Raw genomic sequence first — 13,757 nt, forward strand, 5'->3', positions numbered from 1 at the left:
GTCATGGACCTTGCGACGCTCAAGGCCTTCAAGCCGTCGGAGTACGAAGAGGCCGCGGACGGATATCGGACGACCGGGGACATGGCCTCCGAGGCCAAGGACGCGCTCGACAACCGGATCAGTGTGGAACTCCGCAACCAGCTGGAGGGCGAAGCGGCGAAGGCGGCAGTCGAGGAACTGAAGAGCCTCTCGAAGAACTTCCACTACACGCAGACCGAGTGCGGCCTGGTGAGCACCGCGCTGAACGGCTTCGCCTTCGACATCGCGGTGGCCAAGCGCAAGCTGGAAGCGGCCATGGAGGACGCGCGGGCCGGCGGCTGCACGGTGAACGCGAACGGCTCCATCTCCTTCCCGGCGGGCAGCAAGCCCGGCGACGAGAAGACGGCGGACGGCGGCACGGTGACCGGGAGCGCCGGCGGCAGCGCGACGTCCGACGCGCTGGAGCGCCAGGCGGTGAACATCCACCCGAACCCGTACTACGGCAGGGCGATGGCCTACGCGAACCGCATCGCCGACGCTCTGGAAGAGGCCACGGAAGCGGACACGAAGTGGGCGCCGAAGCTGCGCGCACTGAAGGCCGACGACGACTTGACGGTCTCCCACCGCGACTGGGCGGACGCGCAGTCGGACACCGGCGGCGTCCGCGAGGCGGGCAAGGCCTACATCGACTCCCTCCCGGAGCCCCCGAAGGACGGCACCCCGAAGGACAACGCGGCCTGGTGGAAGGGCCTCAGCGCGGAGGAGCAGTCGGCGCACCTGGCCTTGAACGCTGCTGCGGTCGGGGCGCTGGACGGGCTGCCCGCCGTGACGCGTGACGAGGCCAACCGCATGGTGCTGGCACAGACCAGGGGGCACGTGGAGACGGAACTCGCCAAGATCCCAGAGCCGGCCAGGTACTCGCCCAACCCCAACGGGCAGTATCCAGCTGTCATCCAGAACGACAGTTGGACCAAGTGGAACGAGAAGCACGGTGAGCGGCACGCGGAGCTCACCAAGTCGAATGAAGGCATGAAGAGTATCCAGGCGCGGTTCGACAAGACGGGCGAGGAAGGCTTGCCGGAGGCGTACCTGCTGGGATTCAGCTCGGAAGGCAACGGCAGAGCAATTCTTGCTAACGGCAACCCGGACACAGCTGATCACCAAGCGGTGTATGTGCCAGGTACGACGTCGAACCTGGGGAGCATCAATGGTGACATCAACCGAATGGTCAACGTGTGGCGTGCAGCGGACGGCGCCCCTGGAAATGACTCCATTTCCACGATCACCTGGCTCGGCTACGACGCGCCGCAGAGTATCGTGAAGGACTCGCCCTTCAGCCATTACGCGAATGACGGCGCTCCCGCATACAACCGCTTTCTCGAGGGCTTGGACGCCTCGCGTACCTCCGATTCGGACCCGCACCGCACGGCAATCGGCCACTCGTACGGTACGACGCTGATCGGCTCGGCGGCTCGGCAGGGCGAGCTGAACGTGGACGACGTGATCCTCGCAGGCAGCCCTGGTGTCCAAGTGAGCAAAGCTGAACATCTGGACGTTCCCGAAGGACACGTATGGAACCAGGAAGCAGACGGGGACGTGGTCCCGGACATCGGGCGATTCGGGCACGGCGGAACAGACTGGGACGGTGCCTGGGTGATTCCCAGTGACCCGCTCTTCGGTGCCAACCAGATGACCACGGACACAGAAGGACATAGCGATTACTGGAAAGAGGGAACGGAAAGCCTGTGGAATCAAGGCATGGTTGTGGCAGGCCACGGTGATGAAGTCGAGTTGAAGCCTGTTCCCCCGGCGTACTCAAGAGGGCGGTAGTGATGTGTGGCATTCCTGAAGAGGCAGCCGAACGTGCGGCTGCCCGCCATCCAACCGAGATGACCGGCTTGCGATCCGGTCCGACCCACCGAGGCTTTTCGACGTGAAGACAAGAATGGGCGCATTGGCGCTGTTCGGATCCATCACTCTTACCACTCTCACTGGATGCAGCATGGATGATGCCAACGACTCCGACTCCGTCCCCTCCGCTGGAACCAGCACGTCGAGGGAAGCCGTTGAAATGACCAAGAAGGTCTCCAGTGAGCTCTACGACCTGATCGGAATCAAGGGAGAGGCGTCCAACAGTGGAGCGGGCGTCACGGAGTGCGGCGGCAAGGATCCGGAAAGATACTTCCAGATCTTCCACCCTTGGAGCTTCACCCCGGCAGCGGCCGACCAGCTTGATGGCGTGATGGGCCGGCTCAAGGAAGAACTCCCCAAGCACGGTTGGAAAGTCGTCGAGTACGGCCCCAACACGAGCAAGAACAAGAGCATGCAGCTCACGGCCGACAACGACAAGAAGAAGCACAGTGTCAAGATCACCCATTTCGCGAAGGGCAAGACGCCAAGCCTGAACTTGATGGTTGTCTCCGGCTGCTACCAGGTCCCGGACGGCGAGAAGGTCGACCGGTTCTGAGGACGCCGCGGTGACACCGGAGCGGCGTGAGGCAGCTCGTGCTGCCGATCACGCCGCCCGGGGCGGTCGGCTCCTCGCTCAGCGGATCACGTGGTGTATTCCTTCTCCGATACGGCGGCCCGGACCAGGAACCGGGCGAACTCGTCCACATCGAGACCGGCCAGATGCTCGACCAGCGCCTGACGGACGTCCCGCACACGTTGGGGCAGCAGCCGCCCCGTGATCTCGCGGGGAAGGATGACGCGCCGGAAGGCGTCCCTCTCGATCACGCCGCCGACGAGCTTCTCCGCGATCCAGACCGGCGTGCGTTCCCGGATCGCGAACGTCAGGTGGATGCTGCGGGCCTTCGCGTCGAGCGTATGAGGGTGGTGCACCCACCCTCTCGGCAGGACCAGGGACTGACCCGGCCGCGGATCGACCTCCAGATCGGGGCCAGCGGCCTCCCACTGCGGGATGAAGTCGGGGTCCCGGACGCGGAAGGATTCCTGGTACTCCCGCATCGGGGAGGGAAACATCGGGCGCCAGAGCTGCCAGCGCTTGATGCCCGCGATCTGCACGATGACGGCCATCTGCTGGTCCCAGTGGTGGAGCAGGCCCTGACGGCCGGGTGGTGTCACGAAGGCGTGCAGGTAGTTGCTGTAGCCGGTCTCCCGCTGAATGCCGCGGGAGACGTCCGCCAGGAAGGGGACGACCCGCTGGAGGTTGCCGAGCCGGATCGTGTGGCCGTCCTCGTAGAGGCTCCGCAGCTTCGCCGGGTCGGTCCGGCCCGCCGTGCGGTGGCGGTCGGGGTGCAGCGCCGTACCGTCACTCACGACGGCGATCTCGTCGGCGGGCACGCACCCGGTGTCCAGGTAATGGTCGATGGTCTCCGCGTTGATCACACGGTCGAGCTCGCCGGCCTCGCGTTCGTACACGCATGGCTTGTCCGGCCAGGAGGTCAGGAGCGCTGTTACGCCCGGCTCGGTCAGTAAGAGGTTGAGCGACACGGAAGGCTTCCTCGCTTCACGTCACCGAAGGGGCACGGAGGTCAGGCGGGCGGGAGGGGGCATGCAAGGCCTGGATGGTGGTGGTTGAGGCAGCACACCACCGAGAAGGAGATCAGGCTCTGGGACTTGGTGTAGTGGACCCAGCAGACGTCGACCCCTCGGGGGAGGGAGTCCATCGCGTGCGCGATCTTGTCTTCGAGGGTGACGTAGGCACGGCCGCCGTCGTCCCTCTCGGCAGGAGGATTCGCCTCGTACGTGCTCTTCAGCCACGTGGCGGCGGCCACCGCACAGGTCCAGGTGCGGTCCGTAGCCGTCTGGTCCTGCCGCATGAGCCAGTGCCCGGTCATGAGGGGCGGCAGCGCCGAGGCGACGAAGGCGCGAGTCTGCTCGGAGTTCAGTTCCCCACCCGGACGGCGTAGCGCCTCCTGGCCGTACGCGTCCCTGCTACCGGTCCACGGACCGTATCCGTGCCAGTGCCCTGACCAGGTCATCTGCGCCCTTCGCTAGGGGAGACGGGCCGGCCCGGAGCCTGTCCGGTCCGGCCCACTGTGTAGTGCTTCCTGCTCAGGAAGGGGGCCAGGTTAGAGCGTCAGGCCCCTCGTCCTGACCCACCCGGCGGCGAAGTCGTCGAGCTCGGCCTCGGTGAAGCGCAACTCCTTGCCCGCGCCCTCGGGCTTGCTGTCACGGATGACGAAGGAGGCCTCAGCGCCGGGGATGGCGGCGAGGCTCACGCAGGTCTCGTTGGAGCCGCCGGCGTTGCCGCCGCAGTAGGTGGCGAAGGCGTCGGCTGCGGGGGCCGACAGGGCATAGAGATTTCCGTTCATGGGAGAGTCCCTTCGGCGCTGATGTCGCGGAGATACGGTCTCCGCACCGTCGTGCTTGTGGCCCCGCCCGGCTGCCGACCGTCCATGGAGACAGCCGGGCGGGAGTCTGCGGCCCTACATGGGGTGGGCCTGTTCGCGCCGACGCCGACGGCGTCACCGCTCGAAACACACCGCCGCCACGATCGACGAGCCGATAGCGGCAAGGCAGACGACGTAGGCGATTTGCCGGGCGCGTTCACTCATCGGTGTCAGCCTCCCGAAGGGGCGTGGTGAGTCCGCTAGGCACCGTGTATGGCCCAGTGCGCTCAGTCGTAGCTGCCCTGCGAGTAGGCCGAGGTCGAACTGGGAGCGGAGGGCGATCCGTAGCCGACCAAGGAGAGTGCTCTCTTGGCTGCCGCTTCATGGCAATGAGCTTCCGTAGTACGCGTGCCTGCGCACGGACGTGAGCGTAGAGCTCGTGAGACAAGGCGTCCGGACGTGGCGGGTTGCTGACGAGGTGGACTGCTTCGAGCCGGAAGCTGCGATCGGCGGAGGTCATATCCGCTTCCACGGCGAAGACTTCGTCAACGAAGGCGATGATCACCGTGCGCAGCGAAGAAGCCGCCTCGTCCAGCGCTGAGCGGGTGGTTGTACCCAAGGTGAACGCAAGGACTCGGCGTACGTCGAGCTCTGCGGTGATCAGGTCCAGAGGTGGTCTGCCAGTCGTCGAGTTGGCAGCCACGTCTTGCGGACTGTTGATCGGGGGGTGAGTCATCACGATCTCCTGTGCCCAGGCGCGTAGCGCATTGGATGTGCGCGCAAAGGTGGCGAGACCCACGTGCGGGCCACCCATGTGCTGTGGCAGCGCAGCGGTTGTGACCCGTCACCAAGCCCCTACGGCTGCTCAGTTCAGACTCGCGGGCTGCTGCTGCCGCTCAACAGACTGCACCCAAACGACGACTGTGTGCAACACGAGAAAGCTCAACGTTGAGATTTCAGTAGAGTTGGAAAGCTCAACAGGCATATGACGAAGGCTGATCAGACCTATGCGGCACACTGGTCCGCGGCGAAGGAAGGGATGACGGGTGGCACATCCGGAACCGAAGGTGCGAAAGAAGAGGCTCGGGTCTGAACTGCGCCGACTCCGGGAGGAGTCCGGCGTCAGCCTTCAGCAGGCCGGTGAGACCATCGACGGCGACAAGACGAAGATGAGTCGTATCGAGAACGGCAGGCAGGGGCTGCGGCCCCTGGAGCTGAAGACTCTCCTTGACATGTACCAGGTCGATCTACCTATGAAGGAGGCGCTGCTTGCCCTTCAGCGGCAGAGCAAGCAGAAGGGCTGGTGGTCGCAGCACTCGGACAAGCTCAAACCAGACTTCCAGGAGCGACTCACGCTGGAGTCAGACGCCGTCCGGATCTACGCCTACCAAAGTGTCGTAGTTCCGGGCTTGCTTCAGATCGACGCGTACGCCGAGGCGGTCATCCGCGGTACGGGGAGCAAGCGGATGACCGACGAGGAAGTGCGGACGCTCGTCGACCTCCGCCTTGCTCGGCAGGCGATTTTTGACCGAGATGATGCGCCTCAGTACCTCTGCATACTGGACGAGTCGGTGCTTCATCGTCAGGTAGGAGGCCCTGCCGTGACCGCCGCACAGCTACGGAACCTCGTTGAGGTGTCTGACCGCCCTGGCATCGCGGTGCAGGTGATCCCGTACGCCCAGGGAGCCTACGTAGGCATGGACGGTCCGTTCACCGTGTACTCGTATCCGGACCCGATGGAGCTGGACGTGGTCGGCCTCGACAATCTTGATGGGGGCCTGTACCTCGAAGAGACTGGGGCTGTAGAGAACTATCGCAGTGCCTTTGACCAGCTACGTGCAGCCGCTCTATCTTCGCGACAGTCCATGGATGTGATCTCACGCGTTGCGCGGGATCTTGAGAACAAGTAAGAGGCTCACGATGATGCGGCACGATCTCCCGACCGAAGCATGGATCAAGTCGTCCTACAGTGGCGACACCCAGGGCCAGTGTGTCGAGTTCCAGGCAGTACCGGACGGAGGTGTCGCGGTGGGTGACTCCAAGGACCGCGACCGTGGAGCCTTCGTTTTCCCGTCTGCTGCATGGGGGGCATTTATGGCCGGAGTGAAGAGCGCTAGCGGCATCTAACCTTAGTGCGTCAGCCGCCCGGCTCTGGGCGGCTGACGCACTAACATCTGGCGGGCGCCTGCTTGCTATTCAAGACTTTGTCAACATGCATGAAGCCGGTGAGTATTTTCCGCGTCCGGTCTACGCTGTCGCGACCGCTGAGTAGGTCCATACGTCAGCCGGCATCTGCTGAGTGAGCTTCCACGTGATTCCCATGGGCTTGCTACCCGAGTGCTCAATATACTCAGCGGTACCCAACAGTATCCAGGGCTGAGGCCCACCGATGTCCGTCTTCTTATAGCGGCGGACGAAGAGGAGGACATGAGTGTCCTCCTCCCTGTGTGTTTGATAGCGGAGGCCTGTAGGAGAGCTCTCCGAGGTCTGGTTCTGTGACTCCCAGTGGAACAAGGAGTCATTGAGGGCGTAGTCCTTGTACCGGGTTTCGGGGGAGAAGTCTTTCTCATCCTTTTCCAGGGTGACGAATAGGGCGTCGGTCTGGATGCTCTCGCACCACTTCACGCCCTCGCGGAAGTGACCGGGCTTGAACCCGTCTACGGCAGCCTGGCCAAGTGCAGGAAGGATCTCTTCCCTGCTGTACGAAGCATGCACGGTCAGCGGGATGCCGGCGTGCGTACCGAGAAGAGGGACCGGTACATGGTCAGCTTGCTCCAGGACGTGAGTCAGCACCTGGCGGAGCTCGTCTCGGAACGCTTGCTGACGGCGGAGCGTGTCCAACCCCTCCTGGTAGCTCGTGAATTCCCCTCCTAGTGGCCAGAGGGAGAAGAAGAACATGCGGGCGTATCCCTGTTCCTGCTCACTGAGGTTTTCGTAGGTAGGAGCGTCATCGGCCAGAAGCTTGCAGTACGCGGCAACCCGCAGTGGGTCGTCGACGTGAAGGAACGCCGAAACCCGTTTCAGGAGAGCCGTCTCCCCTTCAGGGCTCGTCGGTTCGAGGAGCTTGGACCGGCGCAACAGTCCGGTCCAAGAATTTCCATTGCCGCGGTACAGCTCCTTGAGCTCCCGGCCGCTCTCCCGAAGGAAGTCCGCAAGCCGAGGCTCTGCGTAGGCAGCCACTTCGCGCGCCAACTGCGTTACGTTGACCGCGATCTGCGCGCGGATGTTGTCTATGATCAACTCCTTGGCCTTTGACTCAAGGATGATCTGACAGCCGGAAGGAAGCTGAGGGAAATCCTGCTCGACATTGCTGAGCAAGCGGTTTCGCGTCAGGTTGGTCAGAGCGCGAAACTGTTCCTCGAAGCGGAACTCCTTGCGATGCTGGCCGATGAAGTCCAGGACGGTAAGGACCGCCTTGTCTTCGGTGCGCCGTAGCCCGCGTCCCAGTTGCTGCAAGAACACCGTGGCGCTTGAGGTGGGGCGGAGGAGGAGCAAGGTGTCAACGTCGGGAATGTCGAGCCCCTCATTGAAGAGGTCCACGGAAAAAATGACTTGTAGATTCCCGGTGCGCAAGTCATCGAGAGCGGCTTTACGTTCGTGGCGCGGAGTTTCGCCGGAGAGTGCTACCGCATTCAGTCCTGCACGTCGGAAGAAGTCGGCCATGAAGTGGGCGTGCGCGACGGACACACAAAAGCCGAGGGCCTTCATGGAACCTGGGTCTGTTACCTTGTCCTTCGCCGCCTGCACGACGAGGCGTGCGCGAGCTTCATTACCAGTGAAGAGATTACCCAAGGCTGTCGAATCATAGGCGCCGCGTTTCCATGCGATGGCGCTCATGTCCGTGTTGTCCGTGATCCCGAAGTAGTGGAACGGGCTGAGGAGTTCGTTCTCCAGGGCTTCCCAGAGCCGCATCTCGGCGGCGATCCGCCCGTCGAAGAACTCATCTTGAATGTTCAGTCCATCCATGCGCTCGGGAGTAGCCGTGAGGCCAAGGAGCTCGTGTGGCCTGAAGTGGTCCAAGATCTTGCGGTACGTAGGTGACGTGCCGTGATGGAACTCGTCGATCACGATCACGTCGAAATGATCGGGGGTGAATCGCTCTAGTGCTTTCGAAGTCAGTGACTGGACGCTGGCAAACACATGGGTCCAGCGACCGGGGTTCTCTTCAGCGAAGAGGAGCTCGCCGAAGTTCGCATCGACGAGAACGTTCTGATAGACGCGCAAGGATTGTTCAAGGATCTCCTTGCGATGAGCCACGAAGAGTAGACGAGGATCGCGGCCGAGTGTCTGGCGCAGGTGCTTGTAATCCAAGGCTGCCATAACGGTCTTACCGGTCCCAGTGGCCGCGACAAGGAGGTTCTGGTGACGGTCATGCACAGTGCGTTCTACTTGCAGCCGCTCCAGCATGTCCCGCTGGTGCGGGTACGGGCGAACCTCAAGGCCGGACAGCGTGATGCTTCGTTCCCCGGGGCGGGTGCTGCTGCCGGCATGCGACAAGGCATCGTCGAGTCGTTGCGCGTCCGTGTCAGGGTCGTACGGCTCGAAAGCAGGCTCGCTCCAGTAGGCATCGAAGGTCGCCTCGAACTTGCGGATTACCGAGGGCGTTGCGATGGAAGACAGACGGACGTTCCATTCGAGTCCATCGAGGAGCGCTGCCTTGGACAGGTTGGAGCTGCCGACGTACGCCGTGTCGAAACCGCTGGAGCGCCGGAAGAGCCATGCCTTGGCGTGTAGGCGGGTGGAGCGCAGTTCGTAGTTGACCTTTACCTCGGCGCCGAAGTCTCGTACTAGGCGGTCCAGAGCACGCCGTTCGGTGGCGCCGATGTAGGTCGTCGTGAGTACACGGATGGGGATACCGCGCTCGCGCGCAGACGTTAGGGACTTTTCCAGGACTCGGAGGCCGTGCCACTTGACGAATGCACAGAGGAGATCGACTCGGTCGGCGGTAGCTAGCTCGGCGCGCAGCTCGAAGCCGAGGCTGGGGTCCTCGGGGGAGTTCGTGATCAGTGCCGTTTCGGACAGTGGCGTCGCAGGGCGTATGGCATACACACCAGGTGCCTCCTGCTCCGCAACAGCGAGCAGCTGTCGTGGCCCTTCAACGACGAGGTCGACCCACTCTTTGGCACCTTCGATCGTATTGAGCGATTCCAGGATGTGATTGGCAGCAATCACTTGCTCGGCTGGCGACAGTCTCTGGAAGACCTGCCGCACGGTGGCGCCGATGTGGCGAGCGAGTACATGGGGCGCTGATTCCTGGCCGACCGCGGCATCGATGGGGTGCCAGCCGGTGGTGTCGAGTTGCTTCATCCGTTCGGCGAGCCGATGCGTGATGAGCGATTCGTACAGCCCAGCAACTGGTGCGTCGTCCGAAATGTTTTTGGGCATGGCCGAGTTCCCCTTATCTCGCTGCGTACATGTGCAGTTGTATCAAGGGGGTCTGCCAGCTGGAGCGATGACCACAGAAACCGTCGAGGCCGCCAGCCACGAAGTTGCGGCTGGCGGCCTCGACGAGGGAGGCGTTCGGGGTCATCCGACCCCGTGGCACCGCCCGTAGGCCTCCCCGCCGCCGCACCAGCAGGCAGCGGTGCGGGACGGGGGCCAGGGGACGGCGCGGCCCCGGGCGGCGAGGGTGGTGGCGTACTGGGGGAGCAGGCCCGGGGCGGCCGGGGGCGTGGCCTCGGAGGCGGCGAACGCCTCGTACGAGGGGACCGTGCCCGTCACGATGCCCAGGTTGGGGGTGCCCGCCGCGTGGAGGTCGCGGAGTGCGGCCTCCAGGCGGTCCAGGTGCGTGGCGCGGTCCACGTACTCCTCGGTCAACGCCGGGTACGCGGTGAGCAGTTCGCGCAGTTCGTCCTCGGGCCAGTGCAGGACGGCGACCGGGAACGGGCGGGAGAGGGCCGTGCGGTAGGTGCCCAGCTCCGCGCGGAGGCGGGTGATCTCCGCCTTCAGCTCGACCGGGTCCGAGGAACCCAGCGCCCACAGGCGCTTGGGGTCGTGGAGTTCGTCCAGGGGGACCGGGGCCGTGTGCAGCGCGCCGGCCAGCTCGTCCCAGGCGTCGTGGTCCAGGCCCATCAGCCTGCGCACCCGGTGGCGGCCGGTCAGCAGGGACTGGACGGCGTACGGGACCTCCTCGCCGGGGGCCAGCAGCAGGGTCAGCGCGGTCGAGAGGAAGTCGTGCGCCGACTCCAGCTCGTCGTGCGCCTCCAGGGTCTCCGCGGCCACCTGCCAGGGCGCCGCGTCCAGCGGGCCCGCGGTTCGGACGCCGTCGATGATCGCTCGGGCCTCGGCCTCGTGGCCGTACTCCCAGAGGTTGGCCGCCTTCAGGGACTTGATCAGGTGCGGGTTGTCGACGGTGGCCTCGGGGGCCCCGAGCAGGTCGTCGTAGAGCGTGCTCGCGCGGGCGCGGTCGCCCGCGAGTTCCAGGTGGGCCGCGGCCTGGAGGATCAGCGGTTCGTGGTCCTCGGGGTACTGCGCCGCGGTGCGGAGCAGGCGCTCGGCTTCGGTGGTGTGGTCGGCAGGCGTGTCGGGGCGCATGGACCACACGGTACTGCCGGACGGCGACGGCGTGGAGGAGAGGGCGGGGATGAGAAGAGGGGATGAGGAGGGGGAGAAGTCTGGAGAGTTGTGAGGTTTGCCCCTACCGTGCGCGCCATGCCCGTACGGGGTCGCCGTGCGCGTCATGCCCGTACGGCGTCGCGGTGCGCCCCATGCCCGTGCGGGGTCGTCGTGCGCCCATGCCCGTACGGGACCGTGCCCGCCGTACGGGGCCGTGCCCGCCGAGGCGGAGAGGAGAGGTGACGTCGATGCCGCGGGAGTGGGGAGCCGTGCCGGGACGGGGGCGAGGGGTTCGGCGCCGGTCGGCCGTGCGAAGCGGCGGGGGCGGTGCGGCACGTCTCCTCGCCCGGGGGCTGTGGGTGTCGGCCGAGTTCGTCGTGACCCTCGGCGTCGTGCTGCTGCTCCTCGTCGCCCATCAGCTGTGGTGGACCAACCGCGAGGCCCGCGCCGAGGCCGGGCGCACCGTGCAGACCCTGCAACGGGAGTGGGACGAGCCGCTCGCTCCGGAGGGCGTCGACGGCGACGCCGGTGCGCGGGAAGGGAGCCCCCGCCCCTCGGCCCCCGGTCGTGGGGCCGAGGCCGCGCCGGCTCCACGACCGGGGGCGTCCGGCGCCCCTGCCCGCACCGGGTCCGCACCCCGCTGGGACCAGGCGTACGCCGTGCTGCGCATCCCCCGGATCGGGCTCACCGCACCCGTCGCCGAGGGCACCAGCAAGGGCGGGGTGCTCGACCGGGGGTACGTCGGGCACTACGCCCGCACCGCGCAGGCCGGGCAGGCCGGGAACTTCGCGCTCGCCGGGCACCGCAACACCCATGGCGAGCCCTTCCGGCGCATCGACCGGCTGCGGAACGGGGACCGGATCACCGTCGAGACCCGGGACGCCGTCTACACGTACACCGTCGGCAGACGCCTCGCGCGGACCGCGCCGTCGGACAGCGGGGTCATCGCGCCCGTGCCGCGCAGCAACATCACGACCTCCGTCGGCTACAGCGCGCCCGGCTACTACCTCACCCTGACCACCTGCACGCCCGAGTTCAGCTCCCGCTACCGGCTCATCGTCTGGGGGAAGCTCACCTCGATGCGCCCGCGGTGACGGAGACGCCGGGCATCGGGGGGCGTAGGGTCCCTGGGTGCCCGGAGTGATCAGACGACGCCCCCAGTTGCTGTGGCTGCTCGTCCCTTATGTCCTGTACCTCGGTGCGCTGCCGTTCGTGAACCGGGTCACCCCCCTCGTGTTCGGCGTGCCCTTCCTCTTCGTGTGGCTTCTCGGGGCGACCCTCCTCACCCCCGTCGCCGTGTGGCTCGCGCGGAGAGGGGACCGCCGGTGAACGCCGTCGTCGCCACCTCCGTCTTCGCCGTCTTCATGGTCGCCACCGTCGCCCTCGGCCTCCTCGCCCTGCGCGGGCGCGGCAAAGGCGGCGGGCTCGCCGAGTGGTCCGTGGGCGGGCGGAGTCTGGGGCCCGTCTTCATCTGGGTGCTGATGGCGGGCGAGGGCTACACCAGCTTCAGCTATCTGGGGGCCGCCGGCTGGGGCTACAACTACGGGTCGCCCGTCCTGTACGTCGTCGCGTACATGTCCTGCGGTTACGCGATCGGGTACGTCGTCGGGCCGATGCTCTGGGGGTACGCCCGCCGGCACGGCCTCGTCGGGATCACCGACATGGTCGCCCACCGCTTCGGCCGGCCCTGGCTCGGCGCGGTGGTCGCGGTGCTGGCCACCGTCTTCCTGCTGCCGTACATCCAGCTCCAGATCACCGGCATGGGGGTGGTCCTCTCCGTCATCTCCTACGGGGCCGTCAGCCTGAACTGGGCCTACTTCGTCGCCTTCGCCGTCACCACCGGCTTCGTCGTGGTCAGCGGGCTGCGCGGCAGCGCCTGGGTGTCCGTGCTGAAGGACGTCCTGGTCATCGCCACCCTCGGGTTCCTCGCGCTGTACGTCCCGCTGCACTACTTCGACGGGTACGGGCCCTTCCTCGACCGGCTCGTCACCGAGAAGAGCGACTGGCTGACCCTGCCGGGACACGGGGGCGGCGGGAGCGGGGGCGGTGACGGGAGCGGGCTCGGGGAGCTGTGGTTCATCAGCACCACCTTCCTGAACTCGCTGACCGTCGTCATCTTCCCGACCACCGTCGCCGGATACCTCGGGGCCCGGAACGCCGACGCGCTGCGCCGCAACGCCATGTACCTGCCCGCGTACAACGTCCTGCTCTTCGTCCCGATGCTGCTCGGCCTCGCCGCCCTGTTCGTGGTGCCGGGGCTGGCCGGAGCGGAGTCGAACCTCGCGCTGTTCAAGCTGGTCGTCGACTCGCTGCCCGCCTGGGCGGTCGGCGTCATCGGGGTCGCCGCGGGGCTCTCCTCCATCGTGCCCATGGCCGTGTTCATGCTGGTCATCGGGACGATGTGGGGGCGCAGCGTGCTGTCGCTCGTGCCGCGTCTCGCCGAGCGGCAGAAGTCCGCCGCCCAGGTCGTCGTGGTCGTCGCGGGCGCACTCGCGCTGCTCCTCACGTACACCGCGCCCAACACCCTCGTACGCCTCTCCCTCATCTCGTACGAGGGGATGGCGCAGCTGCTCCCGATGGTGCTCCTCGCCCTGGTCTGGCGGCGGCTCACCTTCCGGGGCGCGTTCAGCGGGCTGATCGTGGGCGTCGCGGTGGTCTGCGTCCTCGTCTTCAGCGGGAACGATCCGCTGGGGGGCGTGAACGCCGGGCTCGTCGCCCTCGCCGCCAATCTGGCCGTCGCGCTCGCCGTCACCTTCGCCGGGCCCCGCGACGCGGACCCGCGGCCCGACGCCGAGGTGCTGGCCCATGATCCGGTGGGGGAGGAGGACGAGCCCCTCGCCACCGCCCGGAGCGCCCGGAGCGCCCGAAGCGCATCCGATCATCGTGTATAACGAATGGAGTGCCGTACGCATGCACGTACGGCGGCGA

12 protein-coding genes are annotated in these 13,757 nt (G+C 66.1%); 7 read left to right on the top strand and 5 right to left on the bottom strand.

From position 1 onward, the window contains the following. The first annotated feature begins 3 nt into the window (after window positions 1-3). Window positions 4-1,809 (top strand): alpha/beta hydrolase, encoded by a 1,806-nt coding sequence (locus ACIRJT_RS14360; protein ID WP_403908496.1) that lies wholly within the window; start codon window positions 4-6, stop codon window positions 1,807-1,809. Between the two features lie 241 nt (window positions 1,810-2,050). Continuing rightward, on the top strand, window positions 2,051-2,446 hold the full coding sequence (locus ACIRJT_RS14365) for a hypothetical protein (RefSeq protein ID WP_403908498.1): 396 nt from the start codon (window positions 2,051-2,053) through the stop codon (window positions 2,444-2,446). An 86-nt stretch (window positions 2,447-2,532) separates the two neighbouring features. Here the strand turns inward: ACIRJT_RS14365 and ACIRJT_RS14370 are convergent, their stop codons facing one another. The 3 genes from ACIRJT_RS14370 to ACIRJT_RS14380 form a co-directional block, all read right to left on the bottom strand. Next, window positions 2,533-3,432, bottom strand: coding sequence for a JmjC domain-containing protein (locus ACIRJT_RS14370; protein WP_403908500.1), 900 nt, complete (start codon window positions 3,430-3,432; stop codon window positions 2,533-2,535). Window positions 3,433-3,473: 41 nt separating this feature from the next. Continuing rightward, window positions 3,474-3,923 carry a hypothetical protein gene (locus tag ACIRJT_RS14375; RefSeq protein ID WP_403908502.1) on the bottom strand — a complete coding sequence of 150 codons (450 nt, stop codon included), beginning with the start codon at window positions 3,921-3,923 and terminating at the stop codon, window positions 3,474-3,476. 90 nt (window positions 3,924-4,013) lie between these two features. Beyond that, window positions 4,014-4,256 (bottom strand): DUF397 domain-containing protein, encoded by a 243-nt coding sequence (locus ACIRJT_RS14380; RefSeq protein WP_403908504.1) that lies wholly within the window; start codon window positions 4,254-4,256, stop codon window positions 4,014-4,016. Window positions 4,257-5,320: 1,064 nt separating this feature from the next. Here ACIRJT_RS14380 and ACIRJT_RS14385 point away from each other — a divergent pair. Continuing rightward, on the top strand, window positions 5,321-6,184 hold the full coding sequence (locus ACIRJT_RS14385) for a helix-turn-helix domain-containing protein (protein WP_403908505.1): 864 nt from the start codon (window positions 5,321-5,323) through the stop codon (window positions 6,182-6,184). 13 nt (window positions 6,185-6,197) lie between these two features. Next, complete coding sequence (locus ACIRJT_RS14390) at window positions 6,198-6,401, top strand: DUF397 domain-containing protein (protein ID WP_403908944.1); 204 nt, start codon at window positions 6,198-6,200, stop codon at window positions 6,399-6,401. Between the two features lie 120 nt (window positions 6,402-6,521). On the opposite strand, the gene ACIRJT_RS14395 is transcribed toward ACIRJT_RS14390, so the two are convergent. After that, entirely contained in the window at window positions 6,522-9,659 is a 3,138-nt protein-coding gene (locus tag ACIRJT_RS14395) for a DUF3427 domain-containing protein (protein WP_403908507.1), read from the bottom strand. A 141-nt stretch (window positions 9,660-9,800) separates the two neighbouring features. Further along, window positions 9,801-10,808, bottom strand: coding sequence for an SEC-C domain-containing protein (locus ACIRJT_RS14400; RefSeq protein WP_403908509.1), 1,008 nt, complete (start codon window positions 10,806-10,808; stop codon window positions 9,801-9,803). 380 nt (window positions 10,809-11,188) lie between these two features. Between ACIRJT_RS14400 and ACIRJT_RS14405 the strand changes: the two genes are divergently transcribed. Genes ACIRJT_RS14405 through ACIRJT_RS14415 form a run of 3 tightly spaced genes read left to right on the top strand, consistent with a single transcriptional unit; the run spans window position 11,189 to window position 13,720 of the window. Then, window positions 11,189-11,923 (top strand): class E sortase, encoded by a 735-nt coding sequence (locus tag ACIRJT_RS14405; RefSeq protein ID WP_403908511.1) that lies wholly within the window; start codon window positions 11,189-11,191, stop codon window positions 11,921-11,923. A 37-nt stretch (window positions 11,924-11,960) separates the two neighbouring features. Beyond that, window positions 11,961-12,158 (top strand): DUF3311 domain-containing protein, encoded by a 198-nt coding sequence (locus tag ACIRJT_RS14410; RefSeq protein ID WP_371623645.1) that lies wholly within the window; start codon window positions 11,961-11,963, stop codon window positions 12,156-12,158. Then, window positions 12,155-13,720, top strand: coding sequence for a sodium:solute symporter (locus ACIRJT_RS14415; protein WP_403908513.1), 1,566 nt, complete (start codon window positions 12,155-12,157; stop codon window positions 13,718-13,720). The genes ACIRJT_RS14410 and ACIRJT_RS14415 overlap by 4 nt, the downstream gene beginning before the upstream one ends. Window positions 13,721-13,757 lie beyond the last annotated feature (37 nt).

The sequence above is a fragment of the Streptomyces sp. NPDC102283 genome (assembly GCF_044766265.1).
In the GTDB taxonomy this organism is placed as follows: Bacteria; Actinomycetota; Actinomycetes; order Streptomycetales; family Streptomycetaceae; genus Streptomyces.

Coding starts and splice junctions, on each gene's coding strand:
- ACIRJT_RS14395 (WP_403908507.1), bottom strand. CDS start 9,659: ATGCCCAAAAACATTTCGGACGACGCACCAGTTGCTGGGCTGTACGAA.
- ACIRJT_RS14390 (WP_403908944.1), top strand. CDS start 6,198: ATGCGGCACGATCTCCCGACCGAAGCATGGATCAAGTCGTCCTACAGT.
- ACIRJT_RS14380 (WP_403908504.1), bottom strand. CDS start 4,256: ATGAACGGAAATCTCTATGCCCTGTCGGCCCCCGCAGCCGACGCCTTC.
- ACIRJT_RS14360 (WP_403908496.1), top strand. CDS start 4: ATGGACCTTGCGACGCTCAAGGCCTTCAAGCCGTCGGAGTACGAAGAG.
- ACIRJT_RS14365 (WP_403908498.1), top strand. CDS start 2,051: ATGACCAAGAAGGTCTCCAGTGAGCTCTACGACCTGATCGGAATCAAG.
- ACIRJT_RS14400 (WP_403908509.1), bottom strand. CDS start 10,808: ATGCGCCCCGACACGCCTGCCGACCACACCACCGAAGCCGAGCGCCTG.
- ACIRJT_RS14375 (WP_403908502.1), bottom strand. CDS start 3,923: ATGACCTGGTCAGGGCACTGGCACGGATACGGTCCGTGGACCGGTAGC.